This is a genomic window from Pseudomonas sp. Z1-14, assembly GCF_051132005.1.
GTDB lineage: Bacteria > Pseudomonadota > Gammaproteobacteria > Pseudomonadales > Pseudomonadaceae > Aquipseudomonas.
Map to the genome: position 1 here is coordinate 4,269,247 of NZ_CP071646.1, position 15,162 is coordinate 4,284,408.

General features: G+C 61.6%; 15 protein-coding genes. 13 read left to right on the forward strand and 2 right to left on the reverse strand.

Annotation, left to right across the window (positions count from 1 at the left end; translation table 11 throughout):
* The first annotated feature begins 90 nt into the window (after positions 1 to 90).
* Positions 91 to 2,136: a DNA cytosine methyltransferase gene (locus J3P89_RS19695; protein WP_434695390.1), complete on the forward strand. Its 2,046-nt coding sequence runs from the start codon at positions 91 to 93 to the stop codon at positions 2,134 to 2,136.
* Here J3P89_RS19695 and J3P89_RS19700 read toward each other — a convergent pair.
* Positions 2,133 to 2,927, reverse strand: coding sequence for a hypothetical protein (locus J3P89_RS19700; protein WP_434695391.1), 795 nt, complete (start codon positions 2,925 to 2,927; stop codon positions 2,133 to 2,135). The two genes, J3P89_RS19695 and J3P89_RS19700, sit on opposite strands and share 4 nt — an antisense overlap.
* A gap of 75 nt (positions 2,928 to 3,002) precedes the next feature.
* Between J3P89_RS19700 and J3P89_RS19705 the strand changes: the two genes are divergently transcribed.
* The 11 genes from J3P89_RS19705 to J3P89_RS19755 all read left to right on the forward strand — a co-directional run bounded on the left by J3P89_RS19705 (position 3,003) and on the right by J3P89_RS19755 (position 11,978).
* Positions 3,003 to 3,638: a hypothetical protein gene (locus J3P89_RS19705; RefSeq protein ID WP_434695392.1), complete on the forward strand. Its 636-nt coding sequence runs from the start codon at positions 3,003 to 3,005 to the stop codon at positions 3,636 to 3,638.
* Entirely contained in the window at positions 3,635 to 4,249 is a 615-nt protein-coding gene (locus tag J3P89_RS19710; protein WP_434695393.1) for an ead/Ea22-like family protein, read from the forward strand. The genes J3P89_RS19705 and J3P89_RS19710 overlap by 4 nt, the downstream gene beginning before the upstream one ends.
* Positions 4,250 to 4,298: 49 nt before the next feature.
* Positions 4,299 to 5,090, forward strand: a complete 792-nt coding sequence (locus J3P89_RS19715) for a DNA-methyltransferase (protein WP_434695394.1) — start codon at positions 4,299 to 4,301, stop codon at positions 5,088 to 5,090.
* Between the two features lie 47 nt (positions 5,091 to 5,137).
* Entirely contained in the window at positions 5,138 to 5,731 is a 594-nt protein-coding gene (locus J3P89_RS19720) for a hypothetical protein (protein ID WP_434695395.1), read from the forward strand.
* Positions 5,732 to 5,768: 37 nt separating this feature from the next.
* The gene (locus J3P89_RS19725) at positions 5,769 to 5,954 is read left to right on the forward strand and encodes a hypothetical protein (protein WP_434695396.1); all 186 of its coding nucleotides are present in this window, start codon (positions 5,769 to 5,771) and stop codon (positions 5,952 to 5,954) included.
* Positions 5,951 to 6,172: a helix-turn-helix transcriptional regulator gene (locus tag J3P89_RS19730; RefSeq protein ID WP_434695397.1), complete on the forward strand. Its 222-nt coding sequence runs from the start codon at positions 5,951 to 5,953 to the stop codon at positions 6,170 to 6,172. The genes J3P89_RS19725 and J3P89_RS19730 overlap by 4 nt, the downstream gene beginning before the upstream one ends.
* Positions 6,173 to 6,235: 63 nt before the next feature.
* A complete protein-coding gene (gene queD / locus J3P89_RS19735; RefSeq protein WP_025212792.1) occupies positions 6,236 to 6,592 on the forward strand; it encodes a 6-carboxytetrahydropterin synthase QueD in 357 nt (118 codons plus the stop codon).
* A 57-nt stretch (positions 6,593 to 6,649) separates the two neighbouring features.
* Positions 6,650 to 7,480 carry an alpha/beta fold hydrolase gene (locus J3P89_RS19740; RefSeq protein WP_434695398.1) on the forward strand — a complete coding sequence of 277 codons (831 nt, stop codon included), beginning with the start codon at positions 6,650 to 6,652 and terminating at the stop codon, positions 7,478 to 7,480.
* A gap of 277 nt (positions 7,481 to 7,757) precedes the next feature.
* Entirely contained in the window at positions 7,758 to 9,029 is a 1,272-nt protein-coding gene (gene codB, locus J3P89_RS19745) for a cytosine permease (RefSeq protein WP_434695399.1), read from the forward strand.
* 12 nt (positions 9,030 to 9,041) lie between these two features.
* A complete protein-coding gene (gene codA, locus J3P89_RS19750) occupies positions 9,042 to 10,289 on the forward strand; it encodes a cytosine deaminase (protein WP_434695400.1) in 1,248 nt (415 codons plus the stop codon).
* A 120-nt stretch (positions 10,290 to 10,409) separates the two neighbouring features.
* Positions 10,410 to 11,978, forward strand: coding sequence for a glucan 1,4-alpha-maltotetraohydrolase domain-containing protein (locus J3P89_RS19755; protein WP_434695401.1), 1,569 nt, complete (start codon positions 10,410 to 10,412; stop codon positions 11,976 to 11,978).
* Positions 11,979 to 12,030: 52 nt separating this feature from the next.
* Here the strand turns inward: J3P89_RS19755 and J3P89_RS19760 are convergent, their stop codons facing one another.
* A complete protein-coding gene (locus tag J3P89_RS19760) occupies positions 12,031 to 13,023 on the reverse strand; it encodes a diaminopimelate epimerase (RefSeq protein WP_434695402.1) in 993 nt (330 codons plus the stop codon).
* A gap of 180 nt (positions 13,024 to 13,203) precedes the next feature.
* Between J3P89_RS19760 and J3P89_RS19765 the strand changes: the two genes are divergently transcribed.
* A complete protein-coding gene (locus J3P89_RS19765) occupies positions 13,204 to 14,355 on the forward strand; it encodes an MFS transporter (RefSeq protein WP_305495870.1) in 1,152 nt (383 codons plus the stop codon).
* The last annotated feature ends 807 nt before the right edge of the window (positions 14,356 to 15,162 follow it).

The window sequence follows — 15,162 nt, forward strand, 5'->3', positions numbered from 1 at the left end:
GGATTAGTTAGAGAGTCTATCTAACCCGCGACGCGAAAACATTTTTTAGAAATCCAAAACCTAAATCACGCCAGCCGGCGAGGATCCCCTATGTCCGCACAACAGAAGAAACACCCCTTCGATTTCAAAACTCAATACGGACTCGGCTTCAGCACTCAGGACGATGAGATCGTTGTCGACTTCTTCTGCGGTGGCGGCGGCGCTGGTACCGGGCTGGAGATGGGGCTGGGGCGCGCGGTGAATGTCGCGAAGAACCACAGCCCGCAAGCGATCAGCATGCACACCGTGAATCACCCGGGCGCGGTGCATTACACCACCGACGTGTTTGACGGTGATCCGGACACCGAGTGCGGCGGCAAGGCCGTGGGCTGGTTCCACATGTCGCCGGACTGCACGCACCACAGCCAGGCCGCCGGCGGCCAGCCGCGCAAGCGCGAGATTCGGAACCTGTCGTGGATCGGCCTGAAGTGGGCCGGCAAAAAGAAGCCTCGCGTCATCAGCTTGGAGAACGTGAAACAGATCCTCCAGTGGGGGCCGCTGATCGCTAAGCGCTGCAAGTCGACCGGCCGTGTCATGAAGCTGGGCGGCGCCATTGCCGAGCCTGGCGAAGTCGTACCGGTTCACCAGCAGTTCCTGGTTCCTGACCCGAAGCGTCGCGGGCAAACGTGGGCTGTGTTCGTCGCCGAGCTGAAGCGCCTGGGCTACGCCGTTGAATGGCGAGTAATCAAAGCCTGCGACTTCGGCGCGCCGACCAGCCGCGAGCGACTGTTCATGATCGCCCGTTGCGACGGCCAGCCGATCGTGTGGCCAGAGCCAACCCACGCGAAGAACCCGGCCAAGGGCCAAAAGAAGTGGCGCACCGCCGCCGAGTGCATCGACTGGACCATCCCGAGCAAAAGCATTTTCGACCGGGCAAAACCGCTGGCACCGGCAACCCTGCGCCGAATCGCCAAGGGCATGAAGAAGTTCGTGATTGATGCTGCTGACCCATTCATCGTGCCGATCGCGAACTGGTCCGGCGAAAGTGTCCAGTCTGCGCATGATCCACTGCGCACCGTGACGTCTTGGCCGCGCGGCGGATCGTTCGCCATGGCGAGCCCGATCATCGCGCCAGCAACGCATCAGGGCAGCGACCGCGTAAACGATCCACACGCACCGCTGCCGACGGTTACCTGCGCGAATCGCGGCGAGCTGACGATGATCAGTCCGGTGCTGGTCGGTGCCGGTGGCCCGGTATATGCCGGAAATCCGGTAGCTGCGGATAAGCCTCTCGGCACCTTGATGACGCGTGGTCACCGCGCGCTCGCTGCCGCGCACCTGGTGAAGTTCCGGTTCGCGGACGAAGGCAAGGCGCTCGACGAGCCGCTGCCGACCATCACCAGCGGCGGCGACTACAAGCGTCCCGCCGGCGCCGCCCACGCCATGGGAATCTCAACGGTATTCATGGCCCAGATGAACGGCGGGTTCAACACCACCGACGCCAAGAGCGTCGACGATCCGATGACCACGGTGACCAACACCGGAAGCCAGCAGCAGCTGGTGACGGCGAACTTGGTGCACCTGCGCGGCAACTGTGATGCGCGAGACACAACCGATCCGCTGCACACCGTCAGCGCCGGCGGCACTCACCACGGGCTGGTCACTGCCTTCATGGAACGCCAGTTCGGCGCCAGCGTCGGCCAAGGTGTAGACGAGCCTGCGCCAACCATCACGGCGGGAGGTGGCGGCAAGAGTTCGCTGGTCGAGCTGCAGCTCTCGCCAGAGGTTGAGGCCGGCGCGCTGCGGGTCGCTGCATTCTTGATCAGCTACTACGGCACCGAAAACATGAGCGCCGCCGACGCGCCAGCGCCAACCATCACCACCAAGGATCGGCTTGGTCTGGTCACTGTCACCATCAAAGGCACGCCTTACGTGATCGTCGACATCTGCCTGCGGATGCTGCAACCGGCAGAGCTATACAAGGCTCAGGGCTTCCCCGCTGACTACATCATCAGCCACGGCGCAGACGGCACGCCATTCACCAAAACCCAGCAGGTTCACATGTGCGGCAATAGCGTCAGCCCGCCGCCGATGGCAGCGCTCGCTCGGGCGAATGATCCGTGGCAAATGAAAACTACGGTAAGCGTTGCCGCTTAACTCATGGCTTTGGGCTCTTCTTCGTCAGTGAACCTATTTTCATATAGCGACCACTGATGAAGTAGATATGCGATCTTGGGATGAGATGCCTTAGAGGACTTTAGGATGTCTTCTTCAACCCTTTTGAATTGATCACTTATTTTCGAGCGCTCTCCCCTAAACCCATGCATGTCAACAAAGCAAGAGACGAGATCAAAGTAAGGAACTCCATCAAACCCCCGCTTTATGAAGGGTTCCTCAGGAGCGGGCGCTGCGAGTATCAAAGTCTTATTATAGAAATCAAACACCTGATCAGAAACAACAACGCGAGGGTAAATGGCAGCTTTACTCTCAATTGCGTACGCCTCGTTCATAGCGGGCCCGAATAGAGCACCACCCCGCTTATGAACGAGCTTTCCGACCGAAACTCCGCCCCGCATCAACATCCCCAGCCCAAAGAAAAATTGTACATTTATAAGCCTTAGGGCGCGAAACAACAAATTGCAGGATGCAGGATTATTGGCTGGTGCAGATATCACAAAGGAGTCTGAAAACTGAGTAACAACTAAGTCAAAATGCTTATCCATGACGTCAACAATCTGATCTCCATGATGATCAGCAGCGCTAATCAAGCCGTTCTCAGATAAGTAAGGCACCGTTCCGTAAACAACCTTCTCTAATTCCGCACCTCTGAATTGCTCAAATAACTCAAATAGTGACTCGGCAATCTTCGGTTCTTCAAGAGACTGATCGATTGCGCTTTTGAACCCTAGAAGATCGATAAAGCAAGTAAGTCGATTCTGGTATTCCATACATTTCCCTTGAAAAACTGCATTGCGCAGCCTATCTCAACATCAAGTCAGCCGCTATAGCGGCAAGGACGACTCATGTCTCAAATAAAGGAACGCCCAATCCTGTTCTCGGCGCCGATGGTGCGCGCCATCCTGGAAGATCTGAAGACCGTCACGCGCCGGCCGGTGAAAGGCACTGCGCTGAAATGGCTGGAAGAATTCGTGCCGGAGTTCGTTGTGCACTCAGCGAACGGACTTTGCCCGTACGGCCAGCCCGGCGACCGGCTGTGGGTGCGAGAGACCTTCATTGATCTGCGCGGGACGGGCGTTGAGCATCGCCCAGACCCAGACGGCCCGCTCCAGCGCTACGCCTACGCTGCCGACTGCCGGCCCGGGTCCCACAGCGACGAGGCAAGGAAAGACTTCGGCCTGAAGTACAAACCCAGCATTCACATGCCTCGGGCCGCGTGCCGCATCCTGCTGGAGATCACCGCCGTCCGCGTCGAGCGGTTGCAGGACATCAGCGAGGAGCAGGCCAGGTCCGAGGGCGTCCGCCTGATGCGCGACGGCAGCGGTACATGGGTAAGTCGAGAAGGCCCTGGGAACCTCGTCACGCCATGGTCAACGGCCAAAGAAGCATTCGGCGACTTATGGAGCTCCATCAATGGCCCGGGTGCATGGGACGCCAACCCCTGGGTCTGGGCGATTACCTTTCGGAGGGTTGAGCCATGACTGACAACACCGAACTGAGGCGGCTGGCAGAGGCTGCGCCGAGCGGTCCGTGGATCGCCGAAAACGATTCTCTGTACTTCAAGGATGACGGCTACACCCGGCATCTGCTGGATGCTGATGCAGGACATGACGTGGAGGATGAGGCGTATTACGCGGCGCTGAACTTCATTGCCGCCGCCAACCCCGCCGCAGTCAGGGCCCTACTGGACGACCTCGACCAAGCCCGCAACGGCATGAAGTACGCCTGCGCGATGCGCCTGAAGAAGGAGATCGACCGACTCCGGGACGAGAACCAGGAACTGCGCAAGGACGCCGAGCAGTGGCGGGCGCTCGTTGAGCGAGCCAAAAGCCCGATGGGCAAGGAGCCACAGCTATGCGTCCCCGACGCCGGAACCGGCATGTTGCCGCCGCGGCTACAGAAGCACGGGAGAGCCGGCGAGGTATACCGGTGCCCTTCGCATTCTGGCTCCCATTGCAGCCTCTGTGGCGGCTCCGGTTACCGATCGATCTGCAATCAAACCGCCTGCCATGAGCATGGCTGCCAGGCAAAAGGATGCGCAAGCTCGGCGGAAGACTTCGAACGCCAGCAGAGAAACGAGGTGACGCCATGATCCTCCCCCTGCTCTACATGGCCCACCTGATATACAGGGGGCCTAGGCCATGAGTGAATATCAGCTCTATCTCGGCGATTGCCTGGATGTCATGAAGCAACTGCCGGACGCCAGTGTCGACATGGTGCTGGCTGACCTTCCATACGGATCGACCCAATGCACCTGGGACACCATCATCCCGCTCGAGCCACTCTGGCGTGAATACCTGCGGATCGCCAAGCCCGAGGCCGCCATTTTGCTGTGCGCGGCCCAGCCGTTCGCCTCGATGCTGGTGGCGAGCAATCCGAAGCTCTACCGGTATGAGTGGATATGGGAGAAAGGCAACGCCACGGGCTTTCTCAACTCCAAGAAGCAGCCGCTTCGAGCGCACGAAAGCGCCCAGGTCTTCTACCGCAAGCAGCCCGTGTACAACCCGCAGATGTCGGGGGGGCATGAGCGGAAGACGGCCAAGCGCAAGACGGTCAATTCGGAGTGCTACGGCAAGGCCCTGGCCCTGACTGAGTACGACTCGACAGAGCGGTACCCGCGCTCGGTTCAGTTCTTCTCCAGCGACAAGCAGACAGGCAGCTTTCATCCGACGCAAAAGCCCGTGGCCTGGATGGCCTTCCTGATCAGCACCTACACCCATCCCGGCCAGGTGGTGCTAGACAACAGCATGGGTAGCGGCACCACTGGTGTGGCCTGCATGCAGTTGGGCCGCCGGTTCATCGGTATCGAGAAGGACCTGGACGAGAACGGCAACCGCCTCGGCTACCTCGATATCGCACACCAGCGCATCACCGACGCAATCGCCATCCGCGATACCCCGGTACCGCAAATCGATTTATTCGCAACAGCCTAACCCAATCCACCTACAGCCTGCCGGTGAACGGCGGGCGAGGAATTCGTATGTCCGGAATAGAACGAATCATCGAAGCCCTGACGAAGCCGCCTACGCCGGCCGCCGAAGTGGTGAACCTCGAGCGCGGCATGGTCGAGCGAGCGCTGGCCTTGCTGGAGAGCCATCCTGATATTGCCCAGGGCGGTCCCTCGCTCTGTCAGGAAGTCTGCGCTTTCCGACAGGCATTGGCGGAGCCAAAGGTTGAGCTTTGGGCAATCCACAGCGTCGGGCCCGGTGAGCAATACCCCTGCCTCAACAAAGAAGATGCCGAGCAAAGAGCACAGGAGCTGCGCGAGCTTGGGGAGCGCATGAAACAGGAGCGCATTGCGCGCGGTGAAAGCGTCGAGCATTGGCACGACTGGGTAACGAACGTTATCCCATCGCCTTGGGAGCCCGTCGAGCACTTCGAAATTCTGGCAGAAGAATGCATGGAAGACGCCGGCCAACTCCGCCAGGCGCTGATCGAGCTGAAAGACCAGCGCAACGAAATCGTCGGGGTGCTCAAGGGCGTTCAGAAACGCTGCGAATCCATGGGTTATGTCGGGGTTGATGGCCAGTATCTAAAGGTCGTCCGGGCTGCCATCGCCAAAGCCACCCAATAACCACCTTCTGCCGCCACGCGCGGCATGGAGCACACACATGGCAACTGCAGAACTGCACGGCCAGAAGTTCAACCCGTTCGAGCAGGGGTATGCGGCCTTCCTCAAGGGCGTGAGCATCAAGCAAAACCCGTTCGAAACGGAAAACGACACGTCGCCTGCCTCCAAGCGCAAATGGACAGACGGCTGGAATAAGGCGCAGCGCGAAGCTGGGAGAAAGGCATGAACAACAGAGCAATGACCGAAAGCATTGACCGTTTCCTGCGCCTCGACGAGGTGCTTCATACCACCGGCCTGGGCCGAAACACTGTTTATCGCAGGATCAGAGAGGGCACCTTCCCAAAACAGGTTAGAATAGGTCCAAACTCGGTCGCCTGGCGCCAGTCGGCAATCGCTGAATGGATGACCTCAATCACGCCCAGCAACGACCAATCAGTACATTGATCAGTACACCAGATACTGACAACCCATCAGAACCCGCTGAAATCAACCCCTACAGGTCACACCGTGGAAATCTTCAAAGAGTTCACCTTCGAATCCGCCCACCGCCTGCCCCACGTGCCAGAAGGCCACAAGTGCGGACGCCTGCATGGTCACTCGTTCAAGGTGGCGATCCACCTCAGCGGCGACATCGACCCGCACACCGGCTGGATTCGCGACTTCTCGGAAATCAAGGCGATTTTCAAGCCGCTCTACGAGCGCCTGGACCACAACTACCTCAACGACATCCCCGGTCTGGAAAACCCCACCAGCGAAGTCCTGGCCAAGTGGATCTGGAACGAGTTGAAGCCGCTGCTGCCGGAACTCAGCGCCATCCGCATCCACGAGACCTGCACCAGCGGCTGCATCTACCACGGCGAATGAACCTGGCGGCCTTTGTGTCTATCCTCCTTGGTTGGGATCTACCAAGAGGACACCATCATGACCCACTGGCCGCTGGATCAGGTATACGACTTCAACGGGCACTCCATCCGCTACGCCATCCACGGCGACGGCCCGCCGTTGGTGTTTGTCCATGGCACGCCGTTCTCCTCTTATGTATGGCACCGGATCGCCCCGCTGTTTTTCGCCACGCACAAGGTTCATTACTTCGACCTGTTGGGTTATGGCCAATCCGCGCAACCCGATGCAGACGTGTCCCTCGGCGTTCAAAACCGGCTGCTTGCCCGACTGCTGGAGCATTGGAAGCTGGATTGCCCGGACGTCATCGCCCATGACTTTGGCGGCGCCACGGCCCTGCGCACCCATCTGCTCGATGGCAAGGATTACCGCAGCCTGACCCTGATCGACCCGGTAGCCTTGTCGCCTTGGGGCTCTGCGTTCGTGCAACACGTACGCCAGCACGAAGCGGCGTTCAGCGGCCTGCCCGACTACATCCAGCGGGCCATCGTGCCGACCTATATCCGGGGCGCGATCAAGCGCTGCATTACCGATGAAGAGCTCTCCCCGTACGTCCAGCCCTGGCTCGGCGAAACCGGCCAGGCCGCGCTCTACCGGCAGATTGCGCAGATGGACGAGCGTTACACCGACGAGGTCCAGGACCTTTATCCGAAGGTGCGCTGCCCAACGCAGATCCTTTGGGGCGAGGATGACCAGTGGATCCCCATCGAGCGCGGCCGGGCGTTGCACAAGATGATCCCGGGGGCGCTGTTCCATCCTGTACCGAATGCCGGGCATCTGGTCCAGGAGGACGCGCCGGAAGCGATCGTCGCGGCGGTGCTGCGGTTTTTGCCGTCGCACTCGCCTGCCTGAGGGCCCCCCTACAACCTTTTGTGGGAGCGAGCCTGCTCGCGAAAGCGTCCGATCAGTCACATAGTCATCGGCTGATCTACCGCATTCGCGAGCAGGCTCGCTCCCACAAGGTACTTCTGGGTAACACGATCCGTGTTCCAACTTGATCCACTCCCTGCACCGCTTTTGCTCCTCGAAGCCCACCCGACCCACCCGTTGGCTATAAATAACCGGCAATCACTCGTTTGGCACGGCCGCTGCACGCTTGCGACACCTCCTCCTCCGCAAGGACCGCCACATGACTCAGAACGATCCCGGTAACGACTACCCCTTGAGCGAAGTCCCGATGCACGCCCGCAAGGGCCTGGCCTCCACGGCCATGGTGCTGCTGGGTTTCACTTTTTTCACCGCGACCATGTTCGCCGGCGGCAAGTTGGGCGTGGCGTTCGGTTTCGCCGAGATGCTCGGCGTGATTGTCATCGGCAACCTGCTGCTGGGGCTGTACGCGGCGAGCCTGGGTTACATCGCCTTCAAGAGCGGGCTCAATTCGGTGTTGATGGGCCGCTTCTGTTTTGGCGAGGTGGGCAGCAAGCTCAGCGACCTGATCCTGGGCTTCACCCAGATCGGCTGGTACGCCTGGGGCACGGCCACCGCGGCGGTGGTGCTGGGCAAGTATTTCGAATTGAGCCAGGGCACCGTCCTCGGGTTGATGGTGCTGTTCGGGCTGGGCTTCTGCGCCACGGCCTACATCGGCTATCGCGGACTGGAAATCCTCTCGTACGTCGCCGTCCCGGCGATGCTGCTGTTGCTGATCCTCTCGATGTGGGTTGCCACGCAGCAGGTCGGCGGCCTCGATGGCCTGCTCGCGGTAGTGCCCACCGGCAGCCTCGACTGGTCGACCGCGATCACGCTGGTGTTCGGCACGTTCGTCAGCGGCGCCACCCAGGCGACCAACTGGACGCGCTTTTCCCGTTCGGCAAAGGTCGCGGTGCTGGCCAGCCTGATCGGTTTTTTTCTCGGCAATGGCCTGATGGTGCTGATCGGCGCCTACGGAGCCATCGTCTACCAGCAGCCCGATGTGGTCGAAGTCTTGCTGCTGCAAGGTTTCGCCATGGCGGCGATGGCGATGCTTCTGCTCAACATCTGGAGCACCCAGGACAACACGATCTACAACTTTGCCGTGGCCGGCTGCAACCTGCTGCGCACCCGCCGACGCAAGACCGTCACACTGGCCGGCGCGGTGATCGGCACGCTGCTGGCGCTGCTGGGCATGTACGATTTGCTGGTGCCGTACCTGATCCTGCTCGGCACCGTGATCCCACCGATTGGCGGGGTGATCATGGCCGACTTCTTCTTCCGCTGGCGTGGTCGCTATCCGCGCCTGGCCGCGGCGCAACTGCCGGCCTTCAACTGGCCCGGGCTGTGTGCTTACGGCGTCGGCACGGTGGCCGCCTTGAATTCACCCTGGGTCGCGCCGCTGGTAGGAATCGCCACCGGCGCGCTAACGTATGTGCTATTGATCGGCGTGATGGGCATTCGCACCGCTGACGCGCCTCTACAAGACCTATAAAGGACTCGCTTGATGCACATCATCAACGCCCGCCTGCGCAACCGCGAAGGCTTGCATGAACTGCACCTGGAAAACGGCCTGATCGCCAGCATCGCCCGCCAGACCGAGGCCCCCAGCCTGGGCCCCGAAGACCTCGACGCCGGCGGCAACCTGGTGGTGCCGCCCTTCGTCGAGCCGCACATTCACCTGGACGCCACCCTGACTGCCGGCGAACCGCGCTGGAACATGAGCGGTACGCTGTTCGAAGGTATCGAGTGCTGGGGCGAACGCAAGGCCACCATCACCCACGAAGACACCAAAACCCGCGCCAGGAAGACGCTCCAGGCCCTCGCCGCCCATGGCATCCAGCATGTGCGCACCCACGTCGACGTGACCGACCCGACGCTCACCGCGCTCAAGGCAATGCTGGAAGTGCGCGAGGAAAGCCGTCATCTGGTCGACATGCAGATCGTCGCGTTTCCCCAGGAGGGCATCGAGTCCTACCGCAGCGGTCGCGAACTGATGGAAGAAGCCATCCGCATGGGCGCCGACGTGGTGGGCGGCATTCCGCATTTCGAGTACACCCGCGATCAAGGCGTCAGCTCGGTGAAATTCCTCATGGACCTGGCCGAGCGCACCGGTTGCCTGGTGGATGTGCATTGCGACGAAACCGACGACCCGCACTCGCGCTTCCTCGAGGTACTCGCCGAAGAGGCCCGCAGCCGCGACATGGGCGCCCGGGTCACCGCCAGCCACACCACGGCCATGGGCTCCTACGACAACGCCTACTGCGCCAAGCTGTTCCGCCTGCTCGGGCACTCGGGCATCAGCTTTGTATCGTGCCCCACCGAAAGCATTCACCTGCAAGGACGCTTCGACAACTTCCCTAAACGCCGTGGCGTCACCCGGGTCAATGAACTGCTCGAAGCCGGGATGAACGTCTGCTTCGGCCAGGACTCGATCGTCGACCCGTGGTATCCGTTGGGCAATGGCAACATCCTGCGCGTGCTCGAAGCCGGGCTGCACATCTGCCATATGCTCGGCTACCGCAACCTGCAAAGCGCTTTGGACCTGGTCACCGACAACAGCGCCAAGGCCATGGCCCTGGGCGAACGTTACGGACTGGAACCCGGACGCCCGGCGAACCTGCTGATCCTCTCGGCCGACAGCGACTACGAAGTGATCCGCAGCCAGGGCCTGCCGCTTTACTCGATTCGCAATGGTGAAGTGTTGATGAAGCGGCAGATGCCGATGGTGGAGTTTCCCCCCCGGGCAGGTTGACGTAGCGGAACCAACGGCAACGAGTCCAAGAAAAAAACCATCGACCTGTCAGGTCTGACAGGTGACCGCGCTCCGAGCCCGCCTCAAAGTGATCATCACCGATCACTTGAGGAAACGGCCATGAAAAGGACGTCACTGCCGGGCTTGCTGCTGGGCATTGTTTTAGCTTTGCCAGCGATGGCTGCAACCATCGATACCGTGCGTGATGGCAGCGCAGAGGAAATCCTGCTGCAAGGCTTTCACTGGAACTCCAGCCGCAACACGGAAAAGTGGTACCCGGTGCTCTCGCGCATGGCCAACACGATTGGCGCCGACGGCTTTACCGCCATCTGGATGCCACCGCCATGGGCGGATCAATCAAGTTGGAACAACGGGACCGTTTCGGGGGGCGGCGAAGGTTACTTCTGGCACAGCTTCGAGAAGGACGGCCGCTACGGTACCGACGCACAGCTGCGTCAGGCAGCGGCCGCGCTGAACAAGGCCGGGGTCAAGGTCATCTACGACGTGGTGCCCAATCACATGGCTGAACGAGACGGCCCTTCGATGTTTGTTCGAGGCAGCGGGGAGTGGCGGCAGGACTGCCGCCCTGCATGCGATGAAGGCGACGCATTCGACAAGGGCGACCCGGATCTGAATACCGGCAACCAGCGAGTAGCTGAAACCTTCAAGAATGAGTTCATCAACCTGCGCGACAACTACGGCGCGCAAGGCCTGCGCTTCGACTTCGTCCGGGGTTACGCTCCCGAAACGGTGGATAAGTGGATGGAGGCCTTCGGCAGCCAACAGTTCTGTGTCGGCGAAAACTGGAAAAGCCCGAACGAATATCCACAGGGTGACTGGCGGCACGGCGCAAGTTGGCAGGAAGTATTAAAAGACTGGTCGGATCGCTCACACTGCACCGTGTTCGACTTCGCGCTCAAGGAGCGCATGCAGAACGGTTCGATTGCCGAATGGCGCCATGGCTTGAATGGCAATCCAGATCCGGCCTGGCGCCGAATCGCAGTCACCTTCGTCGATAACCACGACACCGGCTACTCACCCGGCGCCTATGGCGGCCAACATCACTGGCCGGTCGCCGATGCGTTGATCAACCAGGCCTACGCCTACATTCTCAGCAGCCCCGGTACGCCGACCGTGTATTGGGCTCACATGTACGACTGGCAACGGGATGAGCTGATTCGTCGGCTGATCAAGTTGCGCAAGGATGCGGGCATTCGCGCCGACTCGCCAATCCGCTTCCACCCCAATTACTCGGGATTGGTGGCGACTACCAGCGGCAGCCGAAAAGCCCTGGTGATCGCCCTGCAGTCGGATCTCCAGCAGTTGCCTCAAGGGATGCAGGCAGCGGCACTGGAGTGGGACAACGGCGCCATCCGCATCTGGAGCATCCCTGCCGAACCGCCGCAGGTTTCGGTCACCTTTCATTGCGACAACCCAGGCGCTCAGCCCGGCGAAAGCGTCTTCGCCATTGGGTCGTCCCTGGAACTGGGGGCGTGGGATCCTCGCCACGCCGTGCCGCTGGAGGGCTCCAATAATCGCCGGAGCAGCGTTATCCAACTGCCTGCGCAGCAACAAGTGGAATGGAAGTGCATGGTTCGCCGCCAGGACTCTGCGGAGATTCGTTGGCAGCCAGGGCCGAACGTTTCATTCACCAGTGGCACGGCCAACGAGACGACCGGGCGACTTTAAGCAGTACAGCAAAGTGGGACGGGGTTGCACCGGCCTTTACCGCCATCGACGCCTAACGCATGGCGCTGGCCGTGCCAAACAGGCTGACCCGTACCAACTCACCCTCCCGCTCTTGCAACAGGATTGGCGCAGTACCGCCGGGCATCATGACGCTCACCGTCCCGGCCTGCACCCAGCCCACCCGCCACGCGGCACACGCGACGGCGCTGGCGCTGGTGCCGGAGGACGCGGTTGGGCCTTCGCCCCGCTCGAACACCCGGGCGGCGATTTGTCCGTCGGCGGCGCGCCAGGCCCATTGCAGGTTGACGCCCGCCGGACAAGGTATCCCCGCCCCGCCAGGCGCTGCGTAGGCAATGTTAGTCAGGCTTTGCGACAGCGCCTCGGCGCGCATCTGCGCAAGACCTGGCAACGCCTCCACGTCATCCACCAGCGTTACGCAATGAGGATTGCCGATGCGCACGAATTGGCTGTTGCCCCACGCCGGGTTCAAGCTATGCAGCGCAGGCACCCGGCTTACCGCGCATTGGTTGAAGGTCACCGCTGCTACACCTTGAGCGCCCACGGCAGCGGGCCCGAACAGCGGTGTCCCCAGGTTCAGCCAGAAGCCTGGGACGCCGCCCAGTTCAGCCGCGCGAACCGATGTCCGCAGCGGTGAGATACCGTCGGGTTTGTCGTGGTGAACCTGCAGTACGCAATCGTCATCGCCCACCAGCAACCCCCGCTCTTGCAGCGCCAGGGAAAAAATCGTCAGGCCATTGCCGCTACGCTCGGCCAGCGTCCCGTCGGTATTGACGATCAGCAGGTCGAAGGGCGGCGTGTCCTGGAACGGGCCGACCAGCAGCCCATCACTGCGATGAGCCTTGGCATCCGGCGGCGCCTCCCCCGGCGCCCAGGCGCAGAAGGCCTGCACGGCGGCGCCGGCCCAGGATTGGCGTAACAAGGCCGCCTCGGCGGCGGACGACGGCAGGCCGATGCCCTGGGCGCGCACCTGCTGCGGTGAGACGACTCCGTAGAGGTTGCCGCGTGCGTTGTAGCACTGCGTCATGCATCAGGTCCGAACAGGCCAGGAAGAACCGTTACTTTATGCCGGCAAGCCCGGCAGGAGCAAAGCCTGCTCCAGACGGGAACATCGGGTCGGCACCTTGGGGTCGCGGTGCGGTCAGTGGATATGCAAGCATAGGCCCCTGCCTGCATCACCGCACCGCACCAAAGCCAAGGACGTTTCATGACTGCCATAACACCCCCGCCCACTTTTGTTCCCGGACGCCTGGAACAGATGTCCACCCGCATCGCCTATCTCATTGCCGGAATCGGTATTGCCGCCTGGGCGCCGCTGGTGCCTTATGCCAAGGCGCGGGCGAACCTGGATGAAGGGACCCTCGGCTTGCTGCTGTTATGCCTTGGGGTCGGGTCGATCCTGGCGATGCCGATCTCCGGTGCGCTGGCGACGCGGTTCGGCTGCCGTCGGGTACTCAGTGGCGGTACGATCCTGATCTGCCTGGCGTTGCCGCTACTGGCGTCGATGAGTTCCTTGCCCTGGTTGGTGGCGGCATTGTTCGTGTTTGGCGCCGGGCTCGGCACCGTCGATTCGACCGTCAACCTGCAAGCGGTGATCGTCGAGCGCGCCAGCGGCAAGACCATGATGTCGGGTTTCCACGGCATGTTCAGCCTCGGCGGAATCATCGGCGCGGCCGGCGTGAGCGCCCTGCTCGGCCTCGGGCTTTCGCCGCTGGCGGCAACCCTGGTGGTCAACGCGGTCCTGCTGGTGGCGTTGTTCAAGGCCGCGCCGCACCTGTTGCCCTACGGCAGTGAAAGCTCGGGACCGGCGTTTGCCATTCCGCATGGCGTGGTGCTGTTCATCGGCATCCTCTGCTTTATCGTGTTCCTGGCCGAAGGCGCGGTACTGGACTGGAGTGCGGTGTTCCTGACCACCGAGCGTGCGGTGGATACCGCCTACGCCGGGTTGGGTTATGCCGCGTTTGCGCTGACCATGACCGTCGGCCGGTTGACAGGCGATTCGGTGGTGCATCGCCTGGGTGCCAAGCGCGTGATCATCTACGGCGGCTCGATCGCCGCAGCAGGTTTCTTCCTGGCGACCCTCGCACCGATGTGGCAAGCGGCGCTGCTGGGGTATGCGCTGGTCGGCGCCGGGTGTTCGAACATCGTGCCAGTGCTGTATACCGCCGTCGGCAAACAGACCCTGATGCCCGAAGCCATCGCCGTGCCGGCCATCACCACGATCGGTTATGCCGGCATCCTCGCGGGGCCGGCACTGATCGGTTTTGTCGCCCATGGCAGCAGCCTGGCCATTGCGTTCGGATTGATTGCGCTGTCGCTGGTGGCGGTGGCGGGCAGCGGGAAGGTGTTGAAGGTCTAAGCCCTGCAGATTCCCCGTGGCGAGGGAGCTTGCTCCCGCTCGGCTGCGAAGCAGTCGTAACCCGGCGAACGCGGAGTACCTGATGCCGCGTTCGACAGGTTTTGGGGCCGCTTCGCGACCCAGCGGGAGCAAGCTCCCTCGCCACGGGAATTAATTGAGCCTTGGGACTGCGTTTCAGGCCGCTGGGTATTTGCTCAAAACCCCACACTCGCCTGCACGAAAAACGTACGCGGTGCGCCGACGTAGATACGCCCGTTGGGCGGTGGTTGCGGGAAAGTGTCAAGAGTCTAAGCCCTGCAGATTTCGCGTGGCGAGGGAGCTTGCTCCCGCTCGGCTGCGAAGCAGTCGTAACCCGGCGGACGCGGAGTACCTGATGCTCCGCGTTCGACAGGTTTTGGGGTCGCTTCGCGACCCAGCGGGAGCAAGCTCCCTCGCCACGGGATTGTATTTGAGCCTTGGGACTGTGTTTCAGGCCGCTGGGTACTTGCTCAAAACCCCACGCTCGCCTGCACGAAAAACGTACGCGGCGCGCCGACGTAGATACGCCCGTTGGGCGGTGGTTGCGGGAAAGTGTTAAGAGTCTAAGCCCTGCAGATTCCCGTGGCGAGGGAGCTTGCTCCCGCTCGGCTGCGAAGCAGTCGTAACCCGGCGAACGCGGAGTACCTGATGCTCCGCGTTCGACAGGTTTTGGGGCCGCTTCGCGACCCAGCGGGAGCAAGCTCCCTCGCCACGGGAATTAATTGAGCCTTGGGACCGCGTTTCAGGCCGCTGGGTATTTGCTCAAAACCCCACACTCGCCTGCACGAA